Below are 19,556 nucleotides of genomic sequence, written 5' to 3'. Positions count from 1 at the left end.
CGACACACTTGAAGCCTTCAAAACCCTGCGATGAAAAAAGCCCCCCGGCCGGGGAAAGGTGGACGAGACCTTGTGCCGGGGGCGCGAATTCGCAGAAAGACCGAGGCGCGCCGGAGTGGTGCGCGCCTCGGGTACGGCTTAGAAGTGGTAAGTGGCGCGTGCGAACAACGTGCGACCCATGGCTTCGGCGTAACGCGGGTCATAACCGGTCTGGAAGTTGTCGGTCTGGATGCTGAACGGTGGGTTGCGGTCGAACATGTTTTTCACGCCCGCATCCAGGTCCAGGGTCTTGTCGAAGGTGTAGCCCGCCGACATGTCCCACAGTGCATAGGACGCGACGCGACGAGTGCTGCCGTCGTCATAGGAGGTGTCGTTGTAACCGGTGGTGAACCGGTTGGTCAGCGACGCACGATAAGCCCCCAGGTTCCAGGTGCCGACCAGGTTGTGCTTCCAGCGCGCGGCAACCCCAAGGCTGCTTTGCAGGTCGCCGACCTTGTCGATGTACACGCCATCGATGGCTTCCTGATAGTCATAACGATCGGTGTAAGTGCCCTGCAGGTTCAGACCGAACTGGCCGATCGGCGTGTTCGGGAAGCGATAGTCCAGCGTGACGTCGACACCGTTGGTTTTGACTTTGCCCAGGTTGGCAAGGCCGGTGTTGATGTGGTCGATGGAGCCGTCTGCGCCACGCACGATGCGGTCGGCGTACAGATCCGGGTTAGCGAAGATAGAGGCTTCCGGGAATTCGGCGATCTGATCGGAGATCTTGATCCACCAGAAATCCAGACCTACCGACAAATCACGGATGGGCTGAAACACGAAACCAATCGTCTTGTTGCGTGCCTGCTCCGGCGACAGATCATGGTTGCCGCCCGTGCGGTTGTTGAACTGCAGACCGCAGTCGCGCGCAGCGTTGCCGCCCGGTTGAGCAGTGCCGCCAGTACACAGAGTTGGGTCGTTGTAGCTGCCGGTGGTGAACGTGGTGTAGTTGGGGTTGTTCAGCTCATACAAGGACGGTGCACGGAACCCTTCGCTGTAAGAACCACGCACCACCAACTCTTTGATGGGCTGGTAGCGGAACGAGTATTTCGGGTTGGTGGTACTGCCGAAGTCGCTGAATTTGTCGTGACGCACAGCGGCCGACAGCTCCAGGTTGTCCAGTACCGGCACGGTCAATTCGGCGTATTCGGCGCGAATGCTGCGATCACCGGCCACGGTTGCACTCGGGTCGACGCCCAGGCTTTGCAGGTCGCCGGCGAAGTCTTCGATGGTCTGGTGGAATTTCTCCTTACGGTACTCGCCGCCGATGGCCAGGCCCGATTGACCGCCGCCGAACCAGTCGCCGATTTCCCGGCTGACACGACCGTCCAGTGCAGTGACGCGACCCACGGCGGTGGAGTAGATGCCGTGGTAGAGGTTGTCGTTGATGTACTGCTGGCCGGCGGCGCTTTGCGGGCCGAACGGGTTGAGCAGTCCACTGGCAATGCCCGCGCCCAATGCACGGTCACTGGCATAACCGCCGGTGGCGGCGTTGGTGACTTTGCTCTGGTTATAGGATGCGCCAACGTCGTAATCCCAGCCCACTGCAGTGCCGGTGAAATTCAGCAACAGACGTTGCGCGGTGTTGGCGTCCTTGGAAGAACGGTCGCCCGCGGCGGTTTCACGCCAGCTGGTGTCCACCGGTTGGTTCGGGTCCAGGGTGAAGTTTTCCGGCAGCGGGGTGATGCCGTTGCCCGGGAAGTAAGGCGAATCGGGATTGACTTGAATACCGGTGTAAGGCGCCGGTGCCACGGTGGTGGCGTTGTTGTTGCGGGCCCAGAAGTATTCGAGGCTGACGTTATGGTCCTCGGCGATCTTGCCGGTGGCCTTGCCGAAGAATGAGGTCTTTTCGGTCTGCGGGATCAGGTCGATGGAGTTGCGGGTATCGTACCGGCAGTTGGCCTGTCCAGCGGAGTTAGGGTGCAGGTTGGCGCCGGCGCAGGCAGCGCCCAGCGGGTTGGTGCTGGGGCTGTCGCCCTGGGTGTAGTTGGATGGGAAAGCCGTACCCGAAGTGGCATCCAGCCCGCGGTTGGGTTGGTAGCTCTTGGCGAAGGTGCGGTCGTTGGCATCCAGGTTTTGCTGTTTGGCGTAGTTGAAAACGCCCATGACATTGAAGCGGTCTTCTTCCAGGTCACCGAAGCCCCAGCTGCCGCTCATGTCTTTGCTGCCGCCACCGCCGCTGGCGTCGGGCATTTCGCCGCCCAGGGACAACGAGCCGTCGGTGAGGGATTTTTTGGTGATGAAGTTGATCACGCCGCCGATCGCGTCAGTACCGTACAGGGCCGAGGCGCCGTCGCGCAGGATTTCCACGCGGTCAATGGCCGCGAACGGGATGGTGTTCAGATCGACCGCGCCGCCCTGCGAGTGGGTGCCCGACATCGAGTTGTTGGCCAGTCGACGGCCGTTGAGCAGGATCAGCGTCTTGTTGGCGCCGATGCCGCGCAAGTCGGCGAACGAGGCACCACCGGTGGCGCTGCCGACCGAGCCCGACGCGTTATCCAGCGAGTTACTGGCGGTGATCCGCGAAATGATTTCTGCGGTGGTGCTCACACCCTGTTTGCGCAGGTCATCGGCGCGCAGCACGGTGATAGGCACGGCAGTTTCCGCATCGACCCGGCGAATCGCCGAACCGGTCACTTCCACCCGTTTGAGTTGGGTAGTGGCCGGGGCCGCAGCGGCAGCTGGCACAGCGACTTCATTGGCGGGTGCCGCATCACTGCCCGAGCTATCGGTGCTTTCGGCGGCGTGGGCGGAGCTCATGCCCACAGCCAGCGCACAGATCAATGCGCGTGGATGACGGGCTACGGCCAGAACGAGTGGCTTGAGGGTAGATCCAGGAAAACTCATCAGCATGGTAATTTCCGACTTATTCCAGATGTTATTGAAATGGCCTTGTGAGCCGTCGTTGCTCCGACGCGGGTGTGGCGGTCGGGAAATCCACATTTTTCAAGCAAGCCGCTCCCCTCCGAGGTAAAAACCACGGTCGGCTGGTACATCAGGAGTTGCGTATCAGGGCCGACGAAAGTGCGGCCCTTATTTCAAGGCGGCGACATCACTTGGAGGTCATCACTGAAATTTTGGTAATGCCCGAGCGCTCGATGGACGCCATGGCCTTGGCCACCTGGCCATAGTTCACGTTGGTGTCGGCCTGCAGTTGCACGCGCACCTCCGGGTCCTTGGCCTTGACGTCCTTGAGGCTGATCTCCAGCGACTCGGGTGCGACTTCGCTTTTGGCCAGATAGAACTTGCCGTCCTGATCAACGCTGACCACTACCGGGTCTTTCTTGTCGGCAGCAGCGACGGCGTCGGTCTTGGGCAGGTTGACCTTGATCGCGTTGGTCATCAGCGGCGCGGTGACGATGAACACCACCAGCAGCACGAGCATCACGTCTACCAGCGGCGTGACGTTCATTTCACTCATCACCTCATCGCTGTCTTGTGTGGAAAAGGACATTAGCTGGCCTCCCGCACGGCCTGGGCGTGCTTGCTGGCAATCGGCTGGCGATTGACTGAGAAGGCGCTGCGCTGGGCGAGGGCGTCGAAGTCGTGGGCGAAATCATCCATGTCGGCCACGGCCAGTTTCAGACGGCGCAGGAAGAAGTTGTAAATCAGCACCGCAGGCACTGCGACGGCGATGCCGACACCGGTGGCGATCAGCGCGTGACCGATAGGCCCTGCGACAGTTTCAAGGCTGGCTGAACCGCTCTCGCCGATGCTGCGCAATGCTTCCATGATCCCCCAGACGGTCCCGAACAACCCAATGAACGGCGCGGTGCTGCCGATACTGGCGAGGATGGCTTGGCCGGCTTCCAACGAGCGACGCTCTTTCTGGATCTGCTGGCGCAAGTTGCGCTCTAGGCGGTCGGAGCGGTTGATGGTGTGGGCCAGTTGCTGGGTGGTGCGCGGGCTGTCATCGACGGTCATGGCTTCAAAGCCGCTGTTGGCGATGCGTGCCAGGGAACCTGGATATTGCGTGGAGTGCTCGGCAGCAGTGAGCAAGTCCGGCGCGGCCCAGAAGGCTTTGGTGAACTGCCGGTTCTGGGTTTTGAGTTTCAGGTATTGCGCGGACTTGATCAGCAACAGGCCCCAGCTCAACACTGAGAACAGCACCAGTGCCCACAGCACGCCAGGGACAATCATGGAAGAGAGCGATTCGTTCATGGTTTACACCTCACCAGCTATATAAAGGTTGTCGTTTGCTTGCTGCCGTTATTCCGGCAACTTGAAATCAATGGTTTGTGTCGCGAAGCCTTCAATCGGGGTGTCGCCACGCTTGGCCGGAATAAACTTCCAGTTGCGCACTGTTTCCACGGCGGCATCGTCCAGCACTTGCTTGCCGCTGGATTTGGTCACCTCGACAGTGCCGGCGCGGCCATTGGGCAGCACCTTGATGCGCAGGATCACGCGGCCTTCCAGTCCTTTGCGCAACGCCGCACCGGGGTATTCCGGTGGCGGGTTGCCCAGGCTGGCCAGTCCCGAGATTGCCGCTGATTCCTTGACCGGTGCGGCAGGCGCTGGCGGTGCCGCAGGGGCGGGCGTCGGCGCGGGTGCAGGCGGAGCAGGATTAGGCGGGGCCGGTGGAGTCGGCGGCGCGGGCGGCGTCGGCTTTTTCACTGGCTTGGGCTTCTCGACAGGCTTGGGTTTCTCAACCTTGGGCTTTTCGATCGGCTTGTCCGGTGGCTTGATCGCGTCCGGATCTTCCACGGGCGTCTCGGGCTCAGGTGGCGGTGGCGGCGGAGGAGGCGGCGGAGGAGGAGGTGGCGGTGGTTCCGGGGCTGGCGGCGTCGGGCTGGTCAGCTCGACCGTCATTTCCGGCACTTGCGGGGCAACTTCCGGTATTTCGGCTTTTGCAGTTTGCATGTACCACCAGATCGCGCCGTGAATAAGTACGGAAGCGGCAATCAGTATCAACACCTGCGGCTTGTTAAGTCCGCCGGGTCGAGAGGTGTTCTCTTTGAAAGGAATGCCCTGCCACGCCCTGGAAAGTTCCTCAGGCGATGGGTCGGGTATGGCTTTCATCTTTACCGCATCATTCATTAAAGCTCCCTCGGGTAGTTGAAGGGCAATAAGGTTCCGTTCAAACATTTCGTGAATGTTCGATTGCGTGGGGCTTGCACTTTCATAAGGCGCAAAACACCCGTGAGCGGACAGCGAAGTGTCAGCCCTTTATCGGAAGTTAACTCACAGTTATGGCTATGGAGACGACATCACTATTCCCTGATTCTTGTTATGTACATTGATGTACAGCTTTGTTCCTGTATCGGTACATAGCAACCGGTGTGCCAGCAACGCTTGTGTTAGAGCCTTCATCGCTATGGCGACTGGCAAATGTCGCATTCCTGTACCTTTTTTTCGAATCGGTCCTAAAACCCGCTCTGGACGTATGTGAACCATTGAAACCAATGCAAAATATCGGGTCGAGCTAATCCATTAAGCCTGTTTGCGAACTTCGCAATTGCCCATTAATTATGGTCTTACACTGCCTCGCACCAAACTTGGCATGGCAGTGTTGAATTGGTGCGTGTGTCTTTTAACTGTGCATGATTGGAGCGCTCTCTATATGTATCTGCCGTGACTGGTAAGTCAGAGTTCAATCGGATCATTTTTTCAAGGCGAGCAACTTCGTTAGCCCTCAAATGAGGGCCATTGGATGCTAGTGCAACTTCTGTATGGATATGTCGCGCTTTTAGAAGTGCGCTTTAATAGTTCGTGAGTGACTTCCACTGTTTATGCAAGAGCAGTCAACCGCCCAAATGCGCGGCACCGAAATAAAAATATGAGTAAACGACGGACGTGAGTTCGCGTTTGATCAATGGCTGTCGACCTTCAAAAAATCAAAAAAACAAAAATCAGGCAGTGCTGCCTGGGGAGGGTGACGACGGTTGTCGGCTGAAGGCGGTGTTGGCGTAATCAGACGCCGATGCATACGAGCGGAGCGAGGCGGGGATGGAGCGGGACAACGGGGCGCTGTGGTTTTGGGCTAATTGATGCACGTAACGAATTCCTTATCGTTGGACGCTGGCTTATGGTCGCGTCCTGCACTGTTATGGACAGTGTGCTGTCCGTTTGTTTACACGTTGGTGCAGGGTGAGCACTCAAGTGCGTAGTACTACGCGGTTTCACTGGGGTTGCCGTGTTCACCTTGTGGTACTCACGTTCCATAAGAAAGAAATGTGCCAAAAACATGTCTTTTTGTAACAAATTTTATATGCCTTTCATTTGACGCTGTCTGACCCGGCCTACAATGCCCCCATCAGCCCGCACCCAAGAGAGCTTTCCATGACAACGCTTTTCCCCGATAGCCCCGGTTATCGTGCCCTGCGTGAAGGTTTCCAGTCTGCGGCTCGGACGGCCGGCGCTCAGATGACCGAATACCTGCATCCACTCACTGGCCCGTTTGGCGAGGCGTTGTACACCGACGTCGCCTGGCTCGGTGCGCCCAACGCCAAACGTGTATTGGTTGCCCTGAGTGGCACGCATGGCGTCGAGGGCTATTACGGATCGGATTGCCAGACCCGCTGGCTACAGACGTTCAACGACCGCTCTTTGCCAGACGATGTGGCGATCCTGATGATTCATCTGATCAACCCGTGGGGCACGGCGTGGATGCGTCGGGTGAATGAGGACAACCTGGACCAGAACCGCAACTACCTGGACTTCAGCAAGCCGCTGCCAAACAACGCTGCTTATCGATCAGTCCACGACATCTATAGCTGCACGCAATTACAGGGCCCTGAACGCGAGCGAGCCGATGCACGGTTCAATCAGCAGATCGCGCAGCAGGGCTGGGCCGGGCTGATGTCGGTGGTGGAAGCGGGGCAGTATGAGTACCCCGACGGCCTGTTCTACGGTGGCAACGCGCCGAGCTGGTCGAACCTGACCCTGCGCCGGATCATCGCCACCCATTTGAAAGATGCTGATGTGGTGACCTGTTTCGACCTGCACACAGGGGCCGGTGATTACGGGCATCCGATGCTGATGAGCATCGTCGAATCGGCCTATCCGGCGCTGGGCGATGCTCAGGCTCTGTTCGGGCCCTGGCTATTCACACTGGTGACCGGGGCCAACCAGATCAGTGAAACCGGCGTGTCGGCGACCTCCACCGGCTATACCTCGCAGATGCTGGTGGACGCTTTGCCACAGGTGCACTTGATGCCGTTCGTGATCGAGTGCGGCACCTATCCAGGCGCCGCCGTGCATGGCCACTTGCGCGACGATCATTGGCTGCACCTGCATGGCGATCCGCTCGATGCGGTGGGTCAGCGCATCAAGCGCGGACTGTTGGAGCAGTTCTACCCCGCAGATCCGGATTGGCAGGAAATCGTCTGGGTACGGACTCGGCAGATCTGGGAGCGCGCACTGGTAGCGTTGCCGGGAATCAATCGGCGTTGATACCTAGCGAATCAGTTGCCCGGTCAGGTGTGGCAGCAACTGTTCGCAAGGGGTTTCAAGCTTCATCGTCAGCAGATCATCGGCGCGGGTCTTGCCGATGTTGATGGCGATGATCGGCTTGCCCTGATCCACCGTGGTGCGGCACAAGCGGAAGGCCGAGTACGCCATCAATGACGAGCCAATCACCAGCAAGCCATCGGCCTGTTCAACGCGCGCCATGGCCTTGGCAGCAGTGGGTGGCGCGACGTTTTCACCGAAAAACACCACGTCGGGTTTCATCCGCTCGCCGCCACAGTGGGGGCAGTGCGGGACTTGAAAGCGCGCCTCGAAGGACTCGTCCAGCAACGTGTCGCCGTCCGGTGCCTGGGTAGCATCGACGCCTGCCAGATAGGGGTTCTGCGCTTCGAGGCTCAGTTGAATAACGTCGCGTTCGGTGCGTTGACGGCAATCCAGGCACACCACCCAATGCAGGCTGCCGTGCAGTTCTACGACATCATGACTGCCTGCCTGATCGTGCAAGGTGTCGACGTTCTGGGTGATGACGCCAGTGATGATGCCGTGGGTTTGCAGCGTGGCCAGGGCTTGGTGAGCGGCATTGGGGCGCGCGATGCGAACCCGCGGCCAGCCGAGCATCGCCCGCGCCCAGTAACGGCGGCGCGCTTCGGGCGCGTTGAGGAATTCCTGAAACATCATTGGCTGGCGTCCCCGCCTGACACCCTCGCTGTCGCGATAATCCGGGATGCCAGACGACGTACTGATGCCCGCGCCGGTGAGCACCACCAGGGATTTGCTGTGCATCAGGTTTAGCAGCGTGTCGAAGTGGGCGTCGGCGGGCATGTGTGGGGTTCCCCTGATGATCGGGTGGTGGAGCAGACGGATGTATTCGATTCAAAGACCGCTCGCGAATGAATTCGCTCCTACAGAATTTCGGTAACCGCTCCCATGCGGGGCATGACGATTAATCAAAACCGCGCCAGATACCCGTCCACCAACTCAATCAACCGCTCACGCCCGAAACTCTTGCCGTGACCGCCATGCACCACGCTGACCGGCAGTTGGCGCAGGCGCTGCATCGTGCGCACGTAGTCGTCAAGACTGGAGTGGGCGAAGTTGTCGATCAGCTCGCCGTCATAAATCGCGTCCCCCGAGAACAGCGTTTGTGTCGACGCTTCCCACAAGCCAATGCTGCCAGGTGAGTGGCCGGGCAGATGCAGCACTTCAAAGTGGCGATTGCCCAAGTCAACCACATCGCCTTCTTCCAGCGTCCGAGTCACGGTGGCGGCCTTGATGCGCCAGGTGTCCAGGTCGTAATCGGGCGAGGGCAGGGCGCTGATGATCGGGCCGAAATGTTGATCGCTCAGGGCGGGCAGGGTGTAGTCGTTGGGATCAAAACCGGGTTCCACCAGCGTGAAGTAACCGTCGGCGCTACGCAGCCCGTCGGCTTCAGCGCTATGCACCAGGCATTCGTCGAACTCGTGATGACAGCCGATATGGTCCAGGTGCACATGGGTCGCCAACGCACTGACCCGCTGCCCAAATAGATTTTTTGCCGCATCGCGCAGGCTGCAGATGCCCATGCCGGTGTCCACCACAAGGTCCTGATCGCGCCCGCGAATGTGCCAGATGTTGCAGCGCAGCCATGGCGTCACGTGGGGTTCGTCGATCAGCGTGATGGCGTCATCGATCTTGTGCAGCGAATACCACTGGTCGGCGACTTTTCTGAGCATGAGGACGAACCTGGGGCGAGGAGGGCGTTGCCCAGACTGTCACGAAGCACGCCGATTTGAAAAGGGAGTCGGTCGGCCGAAAAATCAGTAATATGGCGAAACATCGGGACAGGCCAACGCCTGAATCGAGCCTTCAAGACCATATTGTTGATATGTCAGCCGCCGCTCACGCCGGTCGCGCTAGCCAAGAATTAGAGGGTGTCATGGGTAACGAGAGCATCAATTGGGACAAGCTGGGTTTCGACTACATCAAAACCGACAAGCGCTATGTGTCGCACTGGATTGATGGCGACTGGCAAAAAGGCGAGCTGACCGAAGACAACGTGCTGCACATCAGCGAAGGCTCCACGGCGCTGCATTACGGTCAGCAGTGTTTCGAAGGCATGAAGGCCTATCGCTGCAAGGACGGCTCGATCAACCTGTTCCGCCCGGACCAGAACGCCGCCCGCATGCAACGCAGCTGCAACCGCCTGTTGATGCCCAACGTGCCGACCGAGATGTTCATCGAAGCCTGCAAGGACGTGGTCCGCGCCAACGAGCGCTTCATCCCGCCGTACGGCACCGGCGGCGCGCTCTATCTGCGTCCGTTCGTGATCGGCGTCGGCGACAATATCGGCGTGCGCACCGCGCCTGAGTTCATCTTCTCGGTGTTCTGCATCCCAGTCGGTCCTTACTTCAAGGGCGGCCTGACCCCGCACAACTTCCTGATCTCCAGCTACGACCGCGCAGCCCCGCAGGGCACCGGCGCGGCCAAGGTCGGTGGCAACTACGCCGCCAGCCTGATGCCGGGCGTCGATGCCAAGAAGCGCGGGTTCGCCGATTGCATCTACCTCGATCCGCTGACCCATTCGAAAATCGAAGAAGTCGGTTCGGCCAACTTCTTCGGCATCACCCATGACGACGAATTCATCACCCCGAAATCGCCGTCCGTGCTGCCGGGCATCACGCGCCTGTCGTTGATCGAACTGGCCTCCAGCCGACTGGGCCTGAAAGTCACCGAAGGCGATGTGCTGATCGATGAGCTGGACAAGTTCAAGGAAGCCGGCGCCTGTGGCACCGCTGCCGTGATCACGCCAATCGGCGGCATCAGCTACAAAGACAAGCTGCATGTATTCCACAGCGAAACCGACGTGGGTCCTGTGACCAAGCGTTTGTACGCTGAACTCACCGGCGTGCAGACCGGTGATCTGGAAGGGCCGGCCGGCTGGATCGTCAAGGTCTGAATCTGATCTGATCCCATCGCCGCGCAATAAAAAACCACCGCCTTTAGGGCGGTGGTTTTGTTTGTGGGTCAGGGAAAAGGTGCTGGGCGCCATCTTGGACTAAGGTTGAAGCGGGCGCCGCAAACCGAACACGGCACCGGCCACCTTCCCGCCGTCAGAAGAATAAGGATGCGTTATGTGGGCAGCACACCTTCCCGACACCGATCCGCTTGAGCGTTCTCCCCTGCGTCATTCACCCATCGCCCTGGCCCTGAGCCTGATCGCCGGCGGCCTGTCGTTGCCCTCCTGGGCCGCCGAGCCCGCTTACCCTCACGCCAATGAAGCCATCGGCACTGTCGAGCAAATCTACGATGGCGCGATGCTGCCGGACCTGGCCGTGAGTACTTATCGCAACATCGACCGGCTGTTTCCGACACACACCATCAAGGCCGGAGGGCATCCGTACCCGCTGCCCAAAAGTGACACACAGCTGGGTAACGTCAAGTTCACCCAGGACGGCAAAAAGTACGACCTCTACGATTTCGTCGCACTGGACGGCATCACCGCGATGCTGGTGATCAAGGACGGCAAGATCGTTTACGAAACCTATCAGCGCGGCAACACCGAGAAGACCCGCTGGATGTCGATGTCCATGGCCAAATCGATCACCTCGACGCTGGCGGCAGTGGCGATCAAGGACGGCCTGATCAAAGGGCTGGATGCGCAAGTGGTCGATTATGTGCCCAAGCTCAAGGGCAGCGCCTACGACGGCGTGACCCTGCGCAACGTGCTGATGATGTCGTCCGGGGTGAAGTGGAACGAGACCTACACCGACCCGAAATCGGATCGCCGTGCATTGCTCAACGCGCAGATTTCGCAGAAACCGGGGTCAGCGGTCGAGCTGATGAGCAAGCTGCCCAAGGCCGCAGAACCGGGCACTGTCAATAATTACAGCACCGGCGAAACCCAGATTCTCGGTGAAGTGGTGCGTGGCGCGGTGAAGATGCCGCTGGCCGATTATCTGTCGCAAAAAATCTGGGCGCCCTTTGGCATGGAAAGCGACGCCAACTGGTGGCTGGACTCACCCGACGGCGTGGAGATTGGCGGCAGTGGTATCAGTGCGACGCTTCGGGATTATGGCCGGTTCGGGCTGTTTTTCCTGAACAACGGCGCCATCAACGGCCAGTCGATTTTGCCTGAGGGCTGGGTCAAGCAAGCCACCACGCCCAAAGAACTCAAGGGCGGCAAGCCGCTGGATTACGGCTACATGTGGTGGACCGCTTGGACCGAAGCGTCGGTCAAGGATGGCGCGTTCGCAGCGGTGGGGATTCAGGGACAGAATATCTACGTCAATCCGGCCAACAACGTGGTGATCGTCACCTTCGGCGCGCAGCCCAAACCGGTGGAGAAAGAACCGGTGGACCCGATGGTGTTTTTCGATGCGGTGGTGGCGGCGTTGAAGTAGGACCGCGCGATTGGTCTATGCGGGATCCCCGAATCTACGCCTGACCCGTGGGAGCGGACCCGTCCGCGAAGAGGCCCGTTCTGCGCATGAATATTTGTCGCCTGTGACGATGCCTTCGCGGACAGGTCCGCTCCCACGGTAACGGTGTTTACGTTTGCAGCGGCGCTTGCCCGCGGTTGTAGGAGGGAGCGCTACTGCCCCAAATCGCCCAACAAATCCGCCTGCACGATCTCGATCCAGTACTCGTCCGGATCGCTGATGAACGCTACGTGCTTCATGCCTTTGTCCAGCCGTTTGACGAATGGCACGTTCAGCGATTCAAAGCGCGCGCAGGCCGCTTCGATATCCGGCACTGAAAAGCAGATATGGCCGAACCCGCGTGGATCTTTGTTGCCGTTGTGGTAGTGCGAATCATCGTTTTCGGTGCCCCAGTTGTGGGTCAGTTCCAGCACCGATTCGCGGCTGAACGTGTAGCTCATACGTGCGGATTGATCGTCCGGCACCGATTCGCCTTTGGTGGTCGCCAGAAACAACAGGGAGAACTTGCCCTCGGGGAAATCCACCTGTCGCAGCAGTCGCATGCCTAGCACGCGGGTGTAGAAATCCAGTGACTTTTCGGGGTCTTTGACGCGCAGCATGGTGTGGTTGAACACATAATCCTGGGTCACGGCATCCGGCGTCAGGCAGACACCGGGCTTTGTTTCGCTGACGAACGACATGGCAGGTTTCCTTGTTTGGCAATTTCACAAGTGTAGAAACCTGCTGCCGGGGGCGGGTAGTACTGGACTACTACCGCCGCAATTGCCTTGCTTGACCCCGACTTCCGCGGCACTGACGGAGTCTGCCGAAGGCCGTTGGAGCGAGGCTTGCCCGCGAAGCTATCAATGCGCCGTGTCAGGGAAAACCGTGGTCTGAGCTTCGCGAGCAAGCTCGGCTCCAACAGGATCCGGGGAGCTTACTCAATCAGATGAAAGTCATTGCGCTGCCGCGGATCAAGCGTAGCCCCCGGGCAGCCGTTGCTTTTGAAGGGCGCGTGACCTGGAAAGAAAAGCAGGCCTTGTGCTTCGAGTGCGTATGCCAGCGCCTGTCTTGTGACGCACAGCAGTTCTCGTGAACCCGATTCAAACTCCTCGATGGCCTTGACCGAAGCCCCCGACCTGAATGCCAGCGCCTCGCGAGACCACGCCAGCAATTTTCTGGCCTGGATGCATTGATGCGGGGTCAGCTTCGAAGGGAGATAAAGGTAATAGTCGAGGATCTGCGCGTCGGTTTCAGCGCGTTGGTGATCCTGTGCCAGCTGAAAGTCGATGACCGTGCCAGTGGTCGCCGGCAGAGCGGCTCGGCCGATGTAGCTGACGGCGGAGGCGGCGCCACTGAGGGGTGAGGAGGGAAGGAAGGCGAGGGCACGGTTTTTCATCGGATGATGTCTTGCAGTGATGTTGATCGCTCAAGAGTAGCGCCCGTAGCTGAACCGAAACTTAACGACTGTCCGTCTCCACAAACGCCACTCAACCCATTGAAAACAAAGGCTTACCACGTGTCGCCTACCGTATTTGGTCGCGGCAATTTCGTGTACTAACCTGCTGATTGCTAAAAGGAATAACGATATTCCCTTGTAGTAGCTCGCTATTACCTGTCCTGCCAAACCCCAACTAGTATCAAAGCAGCAGACGTACCTACAAAAAAAATAACAAGGACAAAAGCCATGACTGACCTGAAGCTTGATCGACGTCGTTTTCTCCAGGGAAGCGGCGGCTTGCTGCTGGGCACCCTGTTATTCGGTTCCGGCCCCATCGCGTTATTGGCCCCGAGCCGCACTTGGGCGCTGGAAATGAGCACGCTGGACAGCGACACCGGCAGTCGCCTGCTGCTGGTGATCCGCCGCATTTTCCCTCACGACACCATGGAAGACGCGGTCTACGCGTTCTCCGTCAAAGCCCTCGATGAGCGCGCCTCACAAGACCCCAGCGTCGCCACCCTGCTCAAACAGGGCATCGCCGACCTCGACCAACGCGCAGGCGGGGAGTGGGCCAAGCTGCCCGAAGACAAGCAGGTGGACATCCTCAAGGACATCCAGACCGGCGACTTTTTCAGCCTGGTGCGCGGCGTCTCGGTCAACACCCTCTATAGCAACGAACTGGCTTACAACCACTTTGGTTACGAAGGCGCTTCCTTCCCGAAAGGCGGCTATCTGATGCGCGGTTTCAATGACCTGAAGTGGTTACCGAACCCGCCGCTGGACGCCAGCCCGAACCCATTCGCCTAAGGAGCGCAGTCATGACCAATTACACGTTCGACGACGATTCGGTTGTCGTGATCATCGGCTCCGGTGCTGGCGGCGGCACCCTGGCCAATGAGTTGTGCCAGAAAGGTGTGTCAGTTGTATTGCTCGAAGCGGGCGCCCGGCAATCGACGGCCACGTTCATCAACGATGAATGGCCGTCGTTTTCTCAGCTGTCCTGGGGCGATACGCGCACCACTTCAGGCTCCTGGCGCGTGGCCAAGGACTTTCCCAACTTGCCGGCCTGGATCTGCAAAACCGTTGGCGGCACCACCACTCACTGGGCCGGTGCGAGCCTGCGGTTTCAGGAACATGAGTTCCGCGCGCTGCAAACCTATGGCGAAGTCAAAGGTGCCAACCTGTTGGACTGGCCGGTAACCCTGGCGGAAATGGAGCCGTATTACGCGCGCGCCGAAGACAAAATGGGCGTGACGCGCACCAACAATGTGGCCGGCTTGCCGGGAAACAACAACTTCAAAGTGATGTATAACGGCGCGCAAAAGATCGGCTACAAAGAGTGCTCCACCGGGCATATGGCGATCAACAGCGCACCTCGTGCGGGCCGCGCGTCCTGCCAGCAACTGGGCTTTTGCTTTCAGGGCTGCAAGATGGGCGCGAAGTGGTCGACGCTGTACACCGAAATCCCGGCTGCAGAGGCCACTGGCAAACTGGATCTGCGGCCTGGCTCCCAGGCGATCCGCATCGAGCACGACGAAAAGGGCCGGGTTAATGCGGTGGTCTACGCCGATTCGGCGGGCGTGATGCAACGCCAGAAAGCCCGGGTTGTTGCGGTGGCGGGCAACTCCATCGAAACCCCGCGCTTACTGCTCAATTCTTCCAGCACGCTGTTCCCTCAGGGCCTGGGCAACGGCGCAGGCATGGTCGGCAAGCACTACATGCGCCACACCACCGGCAGCGTATTTGCCGAGTTCAAGGAACCCGTGCATTTCTATCGCGGCACGATCATGGCCGGGATCATCAGCGACGAAATCCACCACAAGCCTGAGCGGGGTTTTGTCGGCGGCTACGAGCTGGAAACCGTGTCCCTCGGGCCCTCGTTCATGGCAGCGTTCTTCAATCCGGGGGCGTGGGGTCGGGAGTTCACCAGCGTGATGGACCAGTACGTCAACATGGCCGGGATGTGGATCGTCGGTGAAGACATGCCGCAAGAAAGCAATCGCATCACCCTCAACGATGGGGTCAAGGACCGTTTCGGCATGCCGGTGGCGAACGTCCATTACGATGATCACCCCAATGATCTGGCGATGCGTGAGCACGCGTTCGTCCAAGGCGAGAAGCTGTACAACGCGGTGGATGCGGTGAAAGTGCATCGCGTGCCGCCGTACCCCTCGACCCACAACCTTGGCACGTGCCGCATGAGTGCCAAAGCGCAGGACGGGGTGTGCAACGGTCACGGGCAGAGCCACGAGATCCCCAATCTGTTCATTTCCGACGGCAGCCAGTTCACCACCAGCGCCGGCGAAAACCCAACACTGACCATCGTGACGCTGGCGATCCGGCAGGCGGAGTTCATCGCGGATGCGTTGAAGACCAGAGCGGTTTGACGGCTGATTCCGCTGGGTCTGTCGCGCAATGACGGTTGCACCCGAACCCTGTAGGAGCGAACTTGTTCGCGAGAGGCTTTTAAGTATTCCCTGCCAAGCCGCCTCGCGAACAAGTTCGCTCCTACAGGGCAGGGCGTGACTTCAACCCACCGCCCCCTGCTCACGCAGCAACGCTTCCATCCACTGCATGAACGCTCGGCATCGAGCGGGCAAATGCCGGCGGTGGGCGTACAGCAAGGAAACCGGCATCGGTGAGGGCAGGTAAGCGGGGAGGATTTCTACCAGTTCGCCGCGATCAACCGCTTCACGCTTTGCCATGCGTGGCGCCTGAATGATGCCCAGCCCGCCCAGGCACGCCGCCTCGTAAGTCTCGATGTTGTTGACCGTCACGCTGCAGGGCATGGGGAGACGGATGTCTTTGCCGTCCTGGTGATACTCGAACGCCCCTTGGCTGGCGCCGAAGTTTGAGACGTAATTGACCAGCCGATGCTGCTGAAGATCATCCAGCGTCAGCGGCACTCCACGCAGCCGCGCATAGCCGGCGCTGACTACGTTGATCATGGGAAAGTCGCCCACGTGCCGCGCCACCAGTGTGGTGTCGGGCAATTCGCCAACGCGCATCACGCAATCGAAGCCCTCGCGCACCAGATCGACACGGCGGTCTGTGCTGCTGATTTCCAGCTCGATCAAGGGATGACGGGCAATGAACTCGCCGATCTTCGGCATGACGATCTTGCGCGCAATCGCCGTGGGCATGTCGACCCGCAAGCGCCCGCTGAGGGCGGCATCGTCGCTGCGAAACAGGCTTTCCAGCTCGTCCATTTGCGCCAGCACGTCTTTGCTGCGCTCATACAAGACCTGACCGTCCGGGGTGGTCTGCACCTTGCGCGTGGTGCGTTGCAGCAAACGTGTGTCGAGCAGTTCTTCCAGCAAACGCACCTGTTCGGAGACGGTGGAGCGCGGCAGGCCCAAGGCGTCGCTGGCCTGGGTAAAGCTCGACAGCTCGGCGACGCGGACGAAGGTTTTCAGAAGCTCCAGCTTGTTCATGCGCAGGTTACCGTTGATTGTTCGGACAGGGCGATCAGTGATTTCGATTGTGGCGTGTTTATCGGATGACCGTCGAACAATAAGCTCTGGTTCATTCACTGACCAGCTACTTGAGGAATCAGCCATGAGCAACAAGATCGCAATCATCACGGGCGCCAGCCGCGGACTGGGCAAAAGCGCCGCGCTGCACCTGGCGGCACAAGGCGTCGACATCATCGGCACTTACCACAGCAATGTCGCAGAAGCGCAAAACGTCCTCGCTCAGATCGAGGCACTGGGAGGGCGCGCAAAGATGCTGCAACTGGATGTCGGCGACAGCGGGAGTTTTGAGGGATTCGCCGGGCAAGTTGAGGCGTTGCTCAGCGCTTACTTCAAGGCTGAGCGCTTTGATTTTCTGGTGAACAACGCCGGCGTCGCTGCACACGCCAGTTTTGCCGACACCACTGAGGCGCAGTTCGACCAATTGGTGAACGTGCACTTGAAGGGCTCTTTCTTCCTGACCCAGAAGCTGATGCCGCTGATTGCCGACGGCGGACGGATCATCAACATCACCACCGGGCTGACGCGATTCTCGCCAGTGGGTTACGCCGCTTATGCAGCCATGAAAGGCGCAGTGGAAGTCTGGACGCGTTACCTGGCCAACGAATTGGGGCCGCGCGGCATCAACGTCAACAGCCTGGCACCCGGCGCAATCGCGACCGATTTCGGCGGCGGCGCTGTGCGCGACAACTCGGACGTCAACGCCTGGGTTGCGTCCAACACCGCCATGGGCCGGGCGGGGCAGCCGGACGACATCGGTGCAGCCGTCGCGATGTTGTTGGGTGACGGCGGCCGATGGATCACGGCGCAGCGCATTGAGGCGTCGGGCGGGATGTTTGTTTAAACGCGGGCCCTGTAGGAGCGAACTTGTTCGCGAGGCGGCGTACCTGAAAACCCTCGCCGGATGTCTCGCCAACAAGTTGGCTCCTACAAGAGCGTGCCGCTATTCAGCCCTTGATGTAGTAAATACACAGCGACAACGTCACCAGCGACCCCAGCGTCGAGATCAATATCGTGCTCGACACCACCGACGCTTCCCGTTTGTAGTACTCGGCGAGCATGAACGGGCCGGTGCCGGTGGGCAGGGCGCTGAGCAGCAATGCCGAATTGGCCCACAACGGCGGCAAATGGAACACGCGGTATGCCAGGAACCAGGTCAACAGGGGATGGGCGATCAGCTTGATCAACACCAAAAGGCTCGTGCCCTGGCGCGGGCCTTGTTGTTTGTGGGCCAGAAACAGCCCCAAGGAAATCAGCGCGCAGGGTGTGGTCGCAGCGCCCAGCAGGTGCAGAAATTTGTCCAGAGCGCCCGGCAGCGGTACACCGGTTGAGGCCCAGCAGGCGCCAAGGATAGGCGACACCACCAGCGGATTCTTTGCCAGCGCGGTGAGGACCTTGAGCACGATGCGGTGCACGCGGGCTTCACTTTGCAGGCCGATTTCGATGCACACCAGCGCGATACCAAACAGCACGCAGACCACCAGCAATGAAGCGATCAGCGCCGGCTCCAGACCACCATCGCCCAGCACCATGACGCACAGCGGAATGCCGATGTAACCGGTGTTGGCGTATGACGCGCTGAGGGCATCAATACTAGCGTCGGCAAAATGCCCGGCTTTTTTGCGGCGCAGCAGCAGGGTAATGACAAACATCGCCATGGTGCTGAGTGTGAACACCGCGACGAAGCCAGGGTGCCAGATCTGTTCCCATGTCGCTGTGGCCGTGGCGGTAAACAGCAACGCCGGCAGGCACAGCCAGACCACCATTCGGTTGATTTCCGAAGCGGCGGTTTCACCCAGGCGGTTGGTGCGGCGACACAGATAACCGACCAGAATCAAGGCGAAGATCGGTAACAACACGTTCAAAACAGACGACATCGGACCCAGGCCTTCAACACGGTAAACAGCGGGCAAGGTTAAGGGGGGGAATCGTTAGCGTCCAACCTTTATTGCCCTTCAGACCGGGGTTTCATGATCGAGCTTTACGCGCCAGGTGGTAAGCAGGAGTGTCTGGTGCATCCCAAACGTGGAAATGCCCGGAAGAAGTCCGGGCATTTCAGCGAAAGCTGCAGGATCAGACGGGTGAAGTGCGTTGCAGGATCAATGCGTCATCGGGGCGATGGCGAGGATCTTGCCGGTTTCCATTTCCACCATCACGTATTTGTTGCTGATCGTGACCCACTGGCTGCCTTCTTGAGGCGCCTTGAGGTTTTTGTCTTTCCAGTCCTTGATGCCAAGGCGCTCGTCTTGATAGAGCTTGTGGGCGGTGTCGCCGACCTTGTACTGCTTGTTGGTGTGCTCGGCTTGAACGCTTTGCGTCGCCGGGGTCTGCGCTTGAGCCACTAGAGTGGTGCCGCTCAGGCAGGTCATGACAACCATGCTGCTCAACAGAGATTTCAACGTCATGGGGTCTTCCTTTTTTATTCCTTTGGCAACGGGTCGGCAGTGTGAATGCCGTCATGCGTGCTTACTTCTTGACCGGATGATTGTTTTTCAGGGGCACGATGTCCGTGATCTGGCCATTGGTAGTCTGGACCTGAACGTATTTGTTGTGGATCTGCACCCACTGGCTTTGCTCGGCGGGCTCGTGCAGACCTTTGGCCTTCCAGTTCTGGATGGCGGCGCCAGGGCGCTGGAATTTTTCAGGGGCGCGGTCGCCTTTTTCCAGCTCGCGCATATTGTCTTTGGATTGCTGGACTTTCTGTTCGGGCGCATCCGCCGCTTGCACCGTGAGACTTGTGACAGAAACGCAGCCCAAGAGTGCGATACAGGCCATGAGCGATTTGCTGTTCATACGAAG

General features: G+C 59.4%; 18 protein-coding genes. 6 read left to right on the top strand and 12 right to left on the bottom strand.

Annotation, left to right across the window (positions count from 1 at the left end):
- Positions 1 to 138: 138 nt before the first annotated feature.
- The 4 genes from ACWKWM_RS21485 to ACWKWM_RS21470 all read right to left on the bottom strand — a co-directional run bounded on the left by ACWKWM_RS21485 (position 139) and on the right by ACWKWM_RS21470 (position 5,076).
- Positions 139 to 2,892 (bottom strand): TonB-dependent receptor, encoded by a 2,754-nt coding sequence (locus tag ACWKWM_RS21485; RefSeq protein WP_483848075.1) that lies wholly within the window; start codon positions 2,890 to 2,892, stop codon positions 139 to 141.
- A 199-nt stretch (positions 2,893 to 3,091) separates the two neighbouring features.
- Positions 3,092 to 3,493 carry an ExbD/TolR family protein gene (locus ACWKWM_RS21480; protein WP_483839184.1) on the bottom strand — a complete coding sequence of 134 codons (402 nt, stop codon included), beginning with the start codon at positions 3,491 to 3,493 and terminating at the stop codon, positions 3,092 to 3,094.
- Complete coding sequence (locus ACWKWM_RS21475) at positions 3,493 to 4,200, bottom strand: MotA/TolQ/ExbB proton channel family protein (protein ID WP_483839185.1); 708 nt, start codon at positions 4,198 to 4,200, stop codon at positions 3,493 to 3,495. Before ACWKWM_RS21475 ends, ACWKWM_RS21480 begins: the two co-directional genes overlap by 1 nt.
- 48 nt (positions 4,201 to 4,248) lie before the next feature.
- Positions 4,249 to 5,076: an energy transducer TonB gene (locus ACWKWM_RS21470; protein ID WP_483848074.1), complete on the bottom strand. Its 828-nt coding sequence runs from the start codon at positions 5,074 to 5,076 to the stop codon at positions 4,249 to 4,251.
- 1,242 nt (positions 5,077 to 6,318) lie between these two features.
- Between ACWKWM_RS21470 and ACWKWM_RS21465 the strand changes: the two genes are divergently transcribed.
- Positions 6,319 to 7,431, top strand: coding sequence for a DUF2817 domain-containing protein (locus ACWKWM_RS21465; protein ID WP_483848073.1), 1,113 nt, complete (start codon positions 6,319 to 6,321; stop codon positions 7,429 to 7,431).
- A gap of 3 nt (positions 7,432 to 7,434) precedes the next feature.
- On the opposite strand, the gene ACWKWM_RS21460 is transcribed toward ACWKWM_RS21465, so the two are convergent.
- On the bottom strand, positions 7,435 to 8,268 hold the full coding sequence (locus tag ACWKWM_RS21460; RefSeq protein ID WP_483848072.1) for an NAD-dependent protein deacetylase: 834 nt from the start codon (positions 8,266 to 8,268) through the stop codon (positions 7,435 to 7,437).
- A 125-nt stretch (positions 8,269 to 8,393) separates the two neighbouring features.
- Positions 8,394 to 9,158: an MBL fold metallo-hydrolase gene (locus ACWKWM_RS21455; protein ID WP_483848071.1), complete on the bottom strand. Its 765-nt coding sequence runs from the start codon at positions 9,156 to 9,158 to the stop codon at positions 8,394 to 8,396.
- Positions 9,159 to 9,361: 203 nt separating this feature from the next.
- Here ACWKWM_RS21455 and ACWKWM_RS21450 point away from each other — a divergent pair, with 203 nt between their 5' ends.
- On the top strand, positions 9,362 to 10,381 hold the full coding sequence (locus tag ACWKWM_RS21450) for a branched-chain amino acid aminotransferase (RefSeq protein ID WP_483848070.1): 1,020 nt from the start codon (positions 9,362 to 9,364) through the stop codon (positions 10,379 to 10,381).
- A gap of 175 nt (positions 10,382 to 10,556) precedes the next feature.
- Complete coding sequence (locus ACWKWM_RS21445) at positions 10,557 to 11,825, top strand: serine hydrolase domain-containing protein (protein WP_483848069.1); 1,269 nt, start codon at positions 10,557 to 10,559, stop codon at positions 11,823 to 11,825.
- 191 nt (positions 11,826 to 12,016) lie between these two features.
- On the opposite strand, the gene gloA is transcribed toward ACWKWM_RS21445, so the two are convergent.
- Together gloA and ACWKWM_RS21435 are read right to left on the bottom strand one after the other, a co-directional pair.
- On the bottom strand, positions 12,017 to 12,544 hold the full coding sequence (gloA, locus tag ACWKWM_RS21440) for a lactoylglutathione lyase (RefSeq protein WP_483848068.1): 528 nt from the start codon (positions 12,542 to 12,544) through the stop codon (positions 12,017 to 12,019).
- A gap of 236 nt (positions 12,545 to 12,780) precedes the next feature.
- Entirely contained in the window at positions 12,781 to 13,242 is a 462-nt protein-coding gene (locus ACWKWM_RS21435; protein WP_483848067.1) for a helix-turn-helix domain-containing protein, read from the bottom strand.
- A 288-nt stretch (positions 13,243 to 13,530) separates the two neighbouring features.
- On the opposite strand from ACWKWM_RS21435, the gene ACWKWM_RS21430 reads away from it, so the two are divergent.
- A complete protein-coding gene (locus ACWKWM_RS21430) occupies positions 13,531 to 14,091 on the top strand; it encodes a tat (twin-arginine translocation) pathway signal sequence (protein WP_483848066.1) in 561 nt (186 codons plus the stop codon).
- Between the two features lie 11 nt (positions 14,092 to 14,102).
- Positions 14,103 to 15,671, top strand: a complete 1,569-nt coding sequence (locus tag ACWKWM_RS21425) for a GMC family oxidoreductase (protein WP_483848065.1) — start codon at positions 14,103 to 14,105, stop codon at positions 15,669 to 15,671.
- 141 nt (positions 15,672 to 15,812) lie between these two features.
- On the opposite strand, the gene ACWKWM_RS21420 is transcribed toward ACWKWM_RS21425, so the two are convergent.
- Entirely contained in the window at positions 15,813 to 16,718 is a 906-nt protein-coding gene (locus ACWKWM_RS21420; RefSeq protein ID WP_483848064.1) for a LysR family transcriptional regulator, read from the bottom strand.
- A gap of 124 nt (positions 16,719 to 16,842) precedes the next feature.
- Between ACWKWM_RS21420 and ACWKWM_RS21415 the strand changes: the two genes are divergently transcribed.
- Complete coding sequence (locus ACWKWM_RS21415) at positions 16,843 to 17,601, top strand: SDR family NAD(P)-dependent oxidoreductase (protein WP_483848063.1); 759 nt, start codon at positions 16,843 to 16,845, stop codon at positions 17,599 to 17,601.
- Positions 17,602 to 17,704: 103 nt separating this feature from the next.
- On the opposite strand, the gene ACWKWM_RS21410 is transcribed toward ACWKWM_RS21415, so the two are convergent.
- The 3 genes from ACWKWM_RS21410 to ACWKWM_RS21400 form a co-directional block, all read right to left on the bottom strand.
- On the bottom strand, positions 17,705 to 18,634 hold the full coding sequence (locus ACWKWM_RS21410) for an AEC family transporter (protein WP_483848062.1): 930 nt from the start codon (positions 18,632 to 18,634) through the stop codon (positions 17,705 to 17,707).
- Between the two features lie 222 nt (positions 18,635 to 18,856).
- Positions 18,857 to 19,162, bottom strand: coding sequence for an RcnB family protein (locus ACWKWM_RS21405; RefSeq protein ID WP_483848061.1), 306 nt, complete (start codon positions 19,160 to 19,162; stop codon positions 18,857 to 18,859).
- A 61-nt stretch (positions 19,163 to 19,223) separates the two neighbouring features.
- The gene (locus ACWKWM_RS21400) at positions 19,224 to 19,550 is read right to left on the bottom strand and encodes an RcnB family protein (protein WP_483848060.1); all 327 of its coding nucleotides are present in this window, start codon (positions 19,548 to 19,550) and stop codon (positions 19,224 to 19,226) included.
- Between the last annotated feature and the right edge of the window lie 6 nt (positions 19,551 to 19,556).

Source organism: Pseudomonas rosaeacicularis (assembly GCF_057128745.1).
The sequence above is the reverse complement of the archived record's forward strand: the minus strand, read 5'-3'. Positions and strand labels throughout refer to the sequence as shown.

What these genes read in the sequence shown, in the direction of transcription:
- ACWKWM_RS21470 (WP_483848074.1), bottom strand. Translation starts at nt 5,076, where the DNA reads ATGAATGATGCGGTAAAGATGAAAGCCATACCCGACCCATCGCCTGAG.
- ACWKWM_RS21410 (WP_483848062.1), bottom strand. Translation starts at nt 18,634, where the DNA reads ATGTCGTCTGTTTTGAACGTGTTGTTACCGATCTTCGCCTTGATTCTG.
- ACWKWM_RS21460 (WP_483848072.1), bottom strand. Translation starts at nt 8,268, where the DNA reads ATGCCCGCCGACGCCCACTTCGACACGCTGCTAAACCTGATGCACAGC.
- ACWKWM_RS21430 (WP_483848066.1), top strand. Translation starts at nt 13,531, where the DNA reads ATGACTGACCTGAAGCTTGATCGACGTCGTTTTCTCCAGGGAAGCGGC.
- ACWKWM_RS21450 (WP_483848070.1), top strand. Translation starts at nt 9,362, where the DNA reads ATGGGTAACGAGAGCATCAATTGGGACAAGCTGGGTTTCGACTACATC.
- gloA (WP_483848068.1), bottom strand. Translation starts at nt 12,544, where the DNA reads ATGTCGTTCGTCAGCGAAACAAAGCCCGGTGTCTGCCTGACGCCGGAT.
- ACWKWM_RS21480 (WP_483839184.1), bottom strand. Translation starts at nt 3,493, where the DNA reads ATGTCCTTTTCCACACAAGACAGCGATGAGGTGATGAGTGAAATGAAC.
- ACWKWM_RS21455 (WP_483848071.1), bottom strand. Translation starts at nt 9,158, where the DNA reads ATGCTCAGAAAAGTCGCCGACCAGTGGTATTCGCTGCACAAGATCGAT.
- ACWKWM_RS21420 (WP_483848064.1), bottom strand. Translation starts at nt 16,718, where the DNA reads ATGAACAAGCTGGAGCTTCTGAAAACCTTCGTCCGCGTCGCCGAGCTG.
- ACWKWM_RS21435 (WP_483848067.1), bottom strand. Translation starts at nt 13,242, where the DNA reads ATGAAAAACCGTGCCCTCGCCTTCCTTCCCTCCTCACCCCTCAGTGGC.
- ACWKWM_RS21465 (WP_483848073.1), top strand. Translation starts at nt 6,319, where the DNA reads ATGACAACGCTTTTCCCCGATAGCCCCGGTTATCGTGCCCTGCGTGAA.
- ACWKWM_RS21425 (WP_483848065.1), top strand. Translation starts at nt 14,103, where the DNA reads ATGACCAATTACACGTTCGACGACGATTCGGTTGTCGTGATCATCGGC.
- ACWKWM_RS21400 (WP_483848060.1), bottom strand. Translation starts at nt 19,550, where the DNA reads ATGAACAGCAAATCGCTCATGGCCTGTATCGCACTCTTGGGCTGCGTT.
- ACWKWM_RS21485 (WP_483848075.1), bottom strand. Translation starts at nt 2,892, where the DNA reads ATGCTGATGAGTTTTCCTGGATCTACCCTCAAGCCACTCGTTCTGGCC.
- ACWKWM_RS21475 (WP_483839185.1), bottom strand. Translation starts at nt 4,200, where the DNA reads ATGAACGAATCGCTCTCTTCCATGATTGTCCCTGGCGTGCTGTGGGCA.
- ACWKWM_RS21415 (WP_483848063.1), top strand. Translation starts at nt 16,843, where the DNA reads ATGAGCAACAAGATCGCAATCATCACGGGCGCCAGCCGCGGACTGGGC.
- ACWKWM_RS21405 (WP_483848061.1), bottom strand. Translation starts at nt 19,162, where the DNA reads ATGACGTTGAAATCTCTGTTGAGCAGCATGGTTGTCATGACCTGCCTG.
- ACWKWM_RS21445 (WP_483848069.1), top strand. Translation starts at nt 10,557, where the DNA reads ATGTGGGCAGCACACCTTCCCGACACCGATCCGCTTGAGCGTTCTCCC.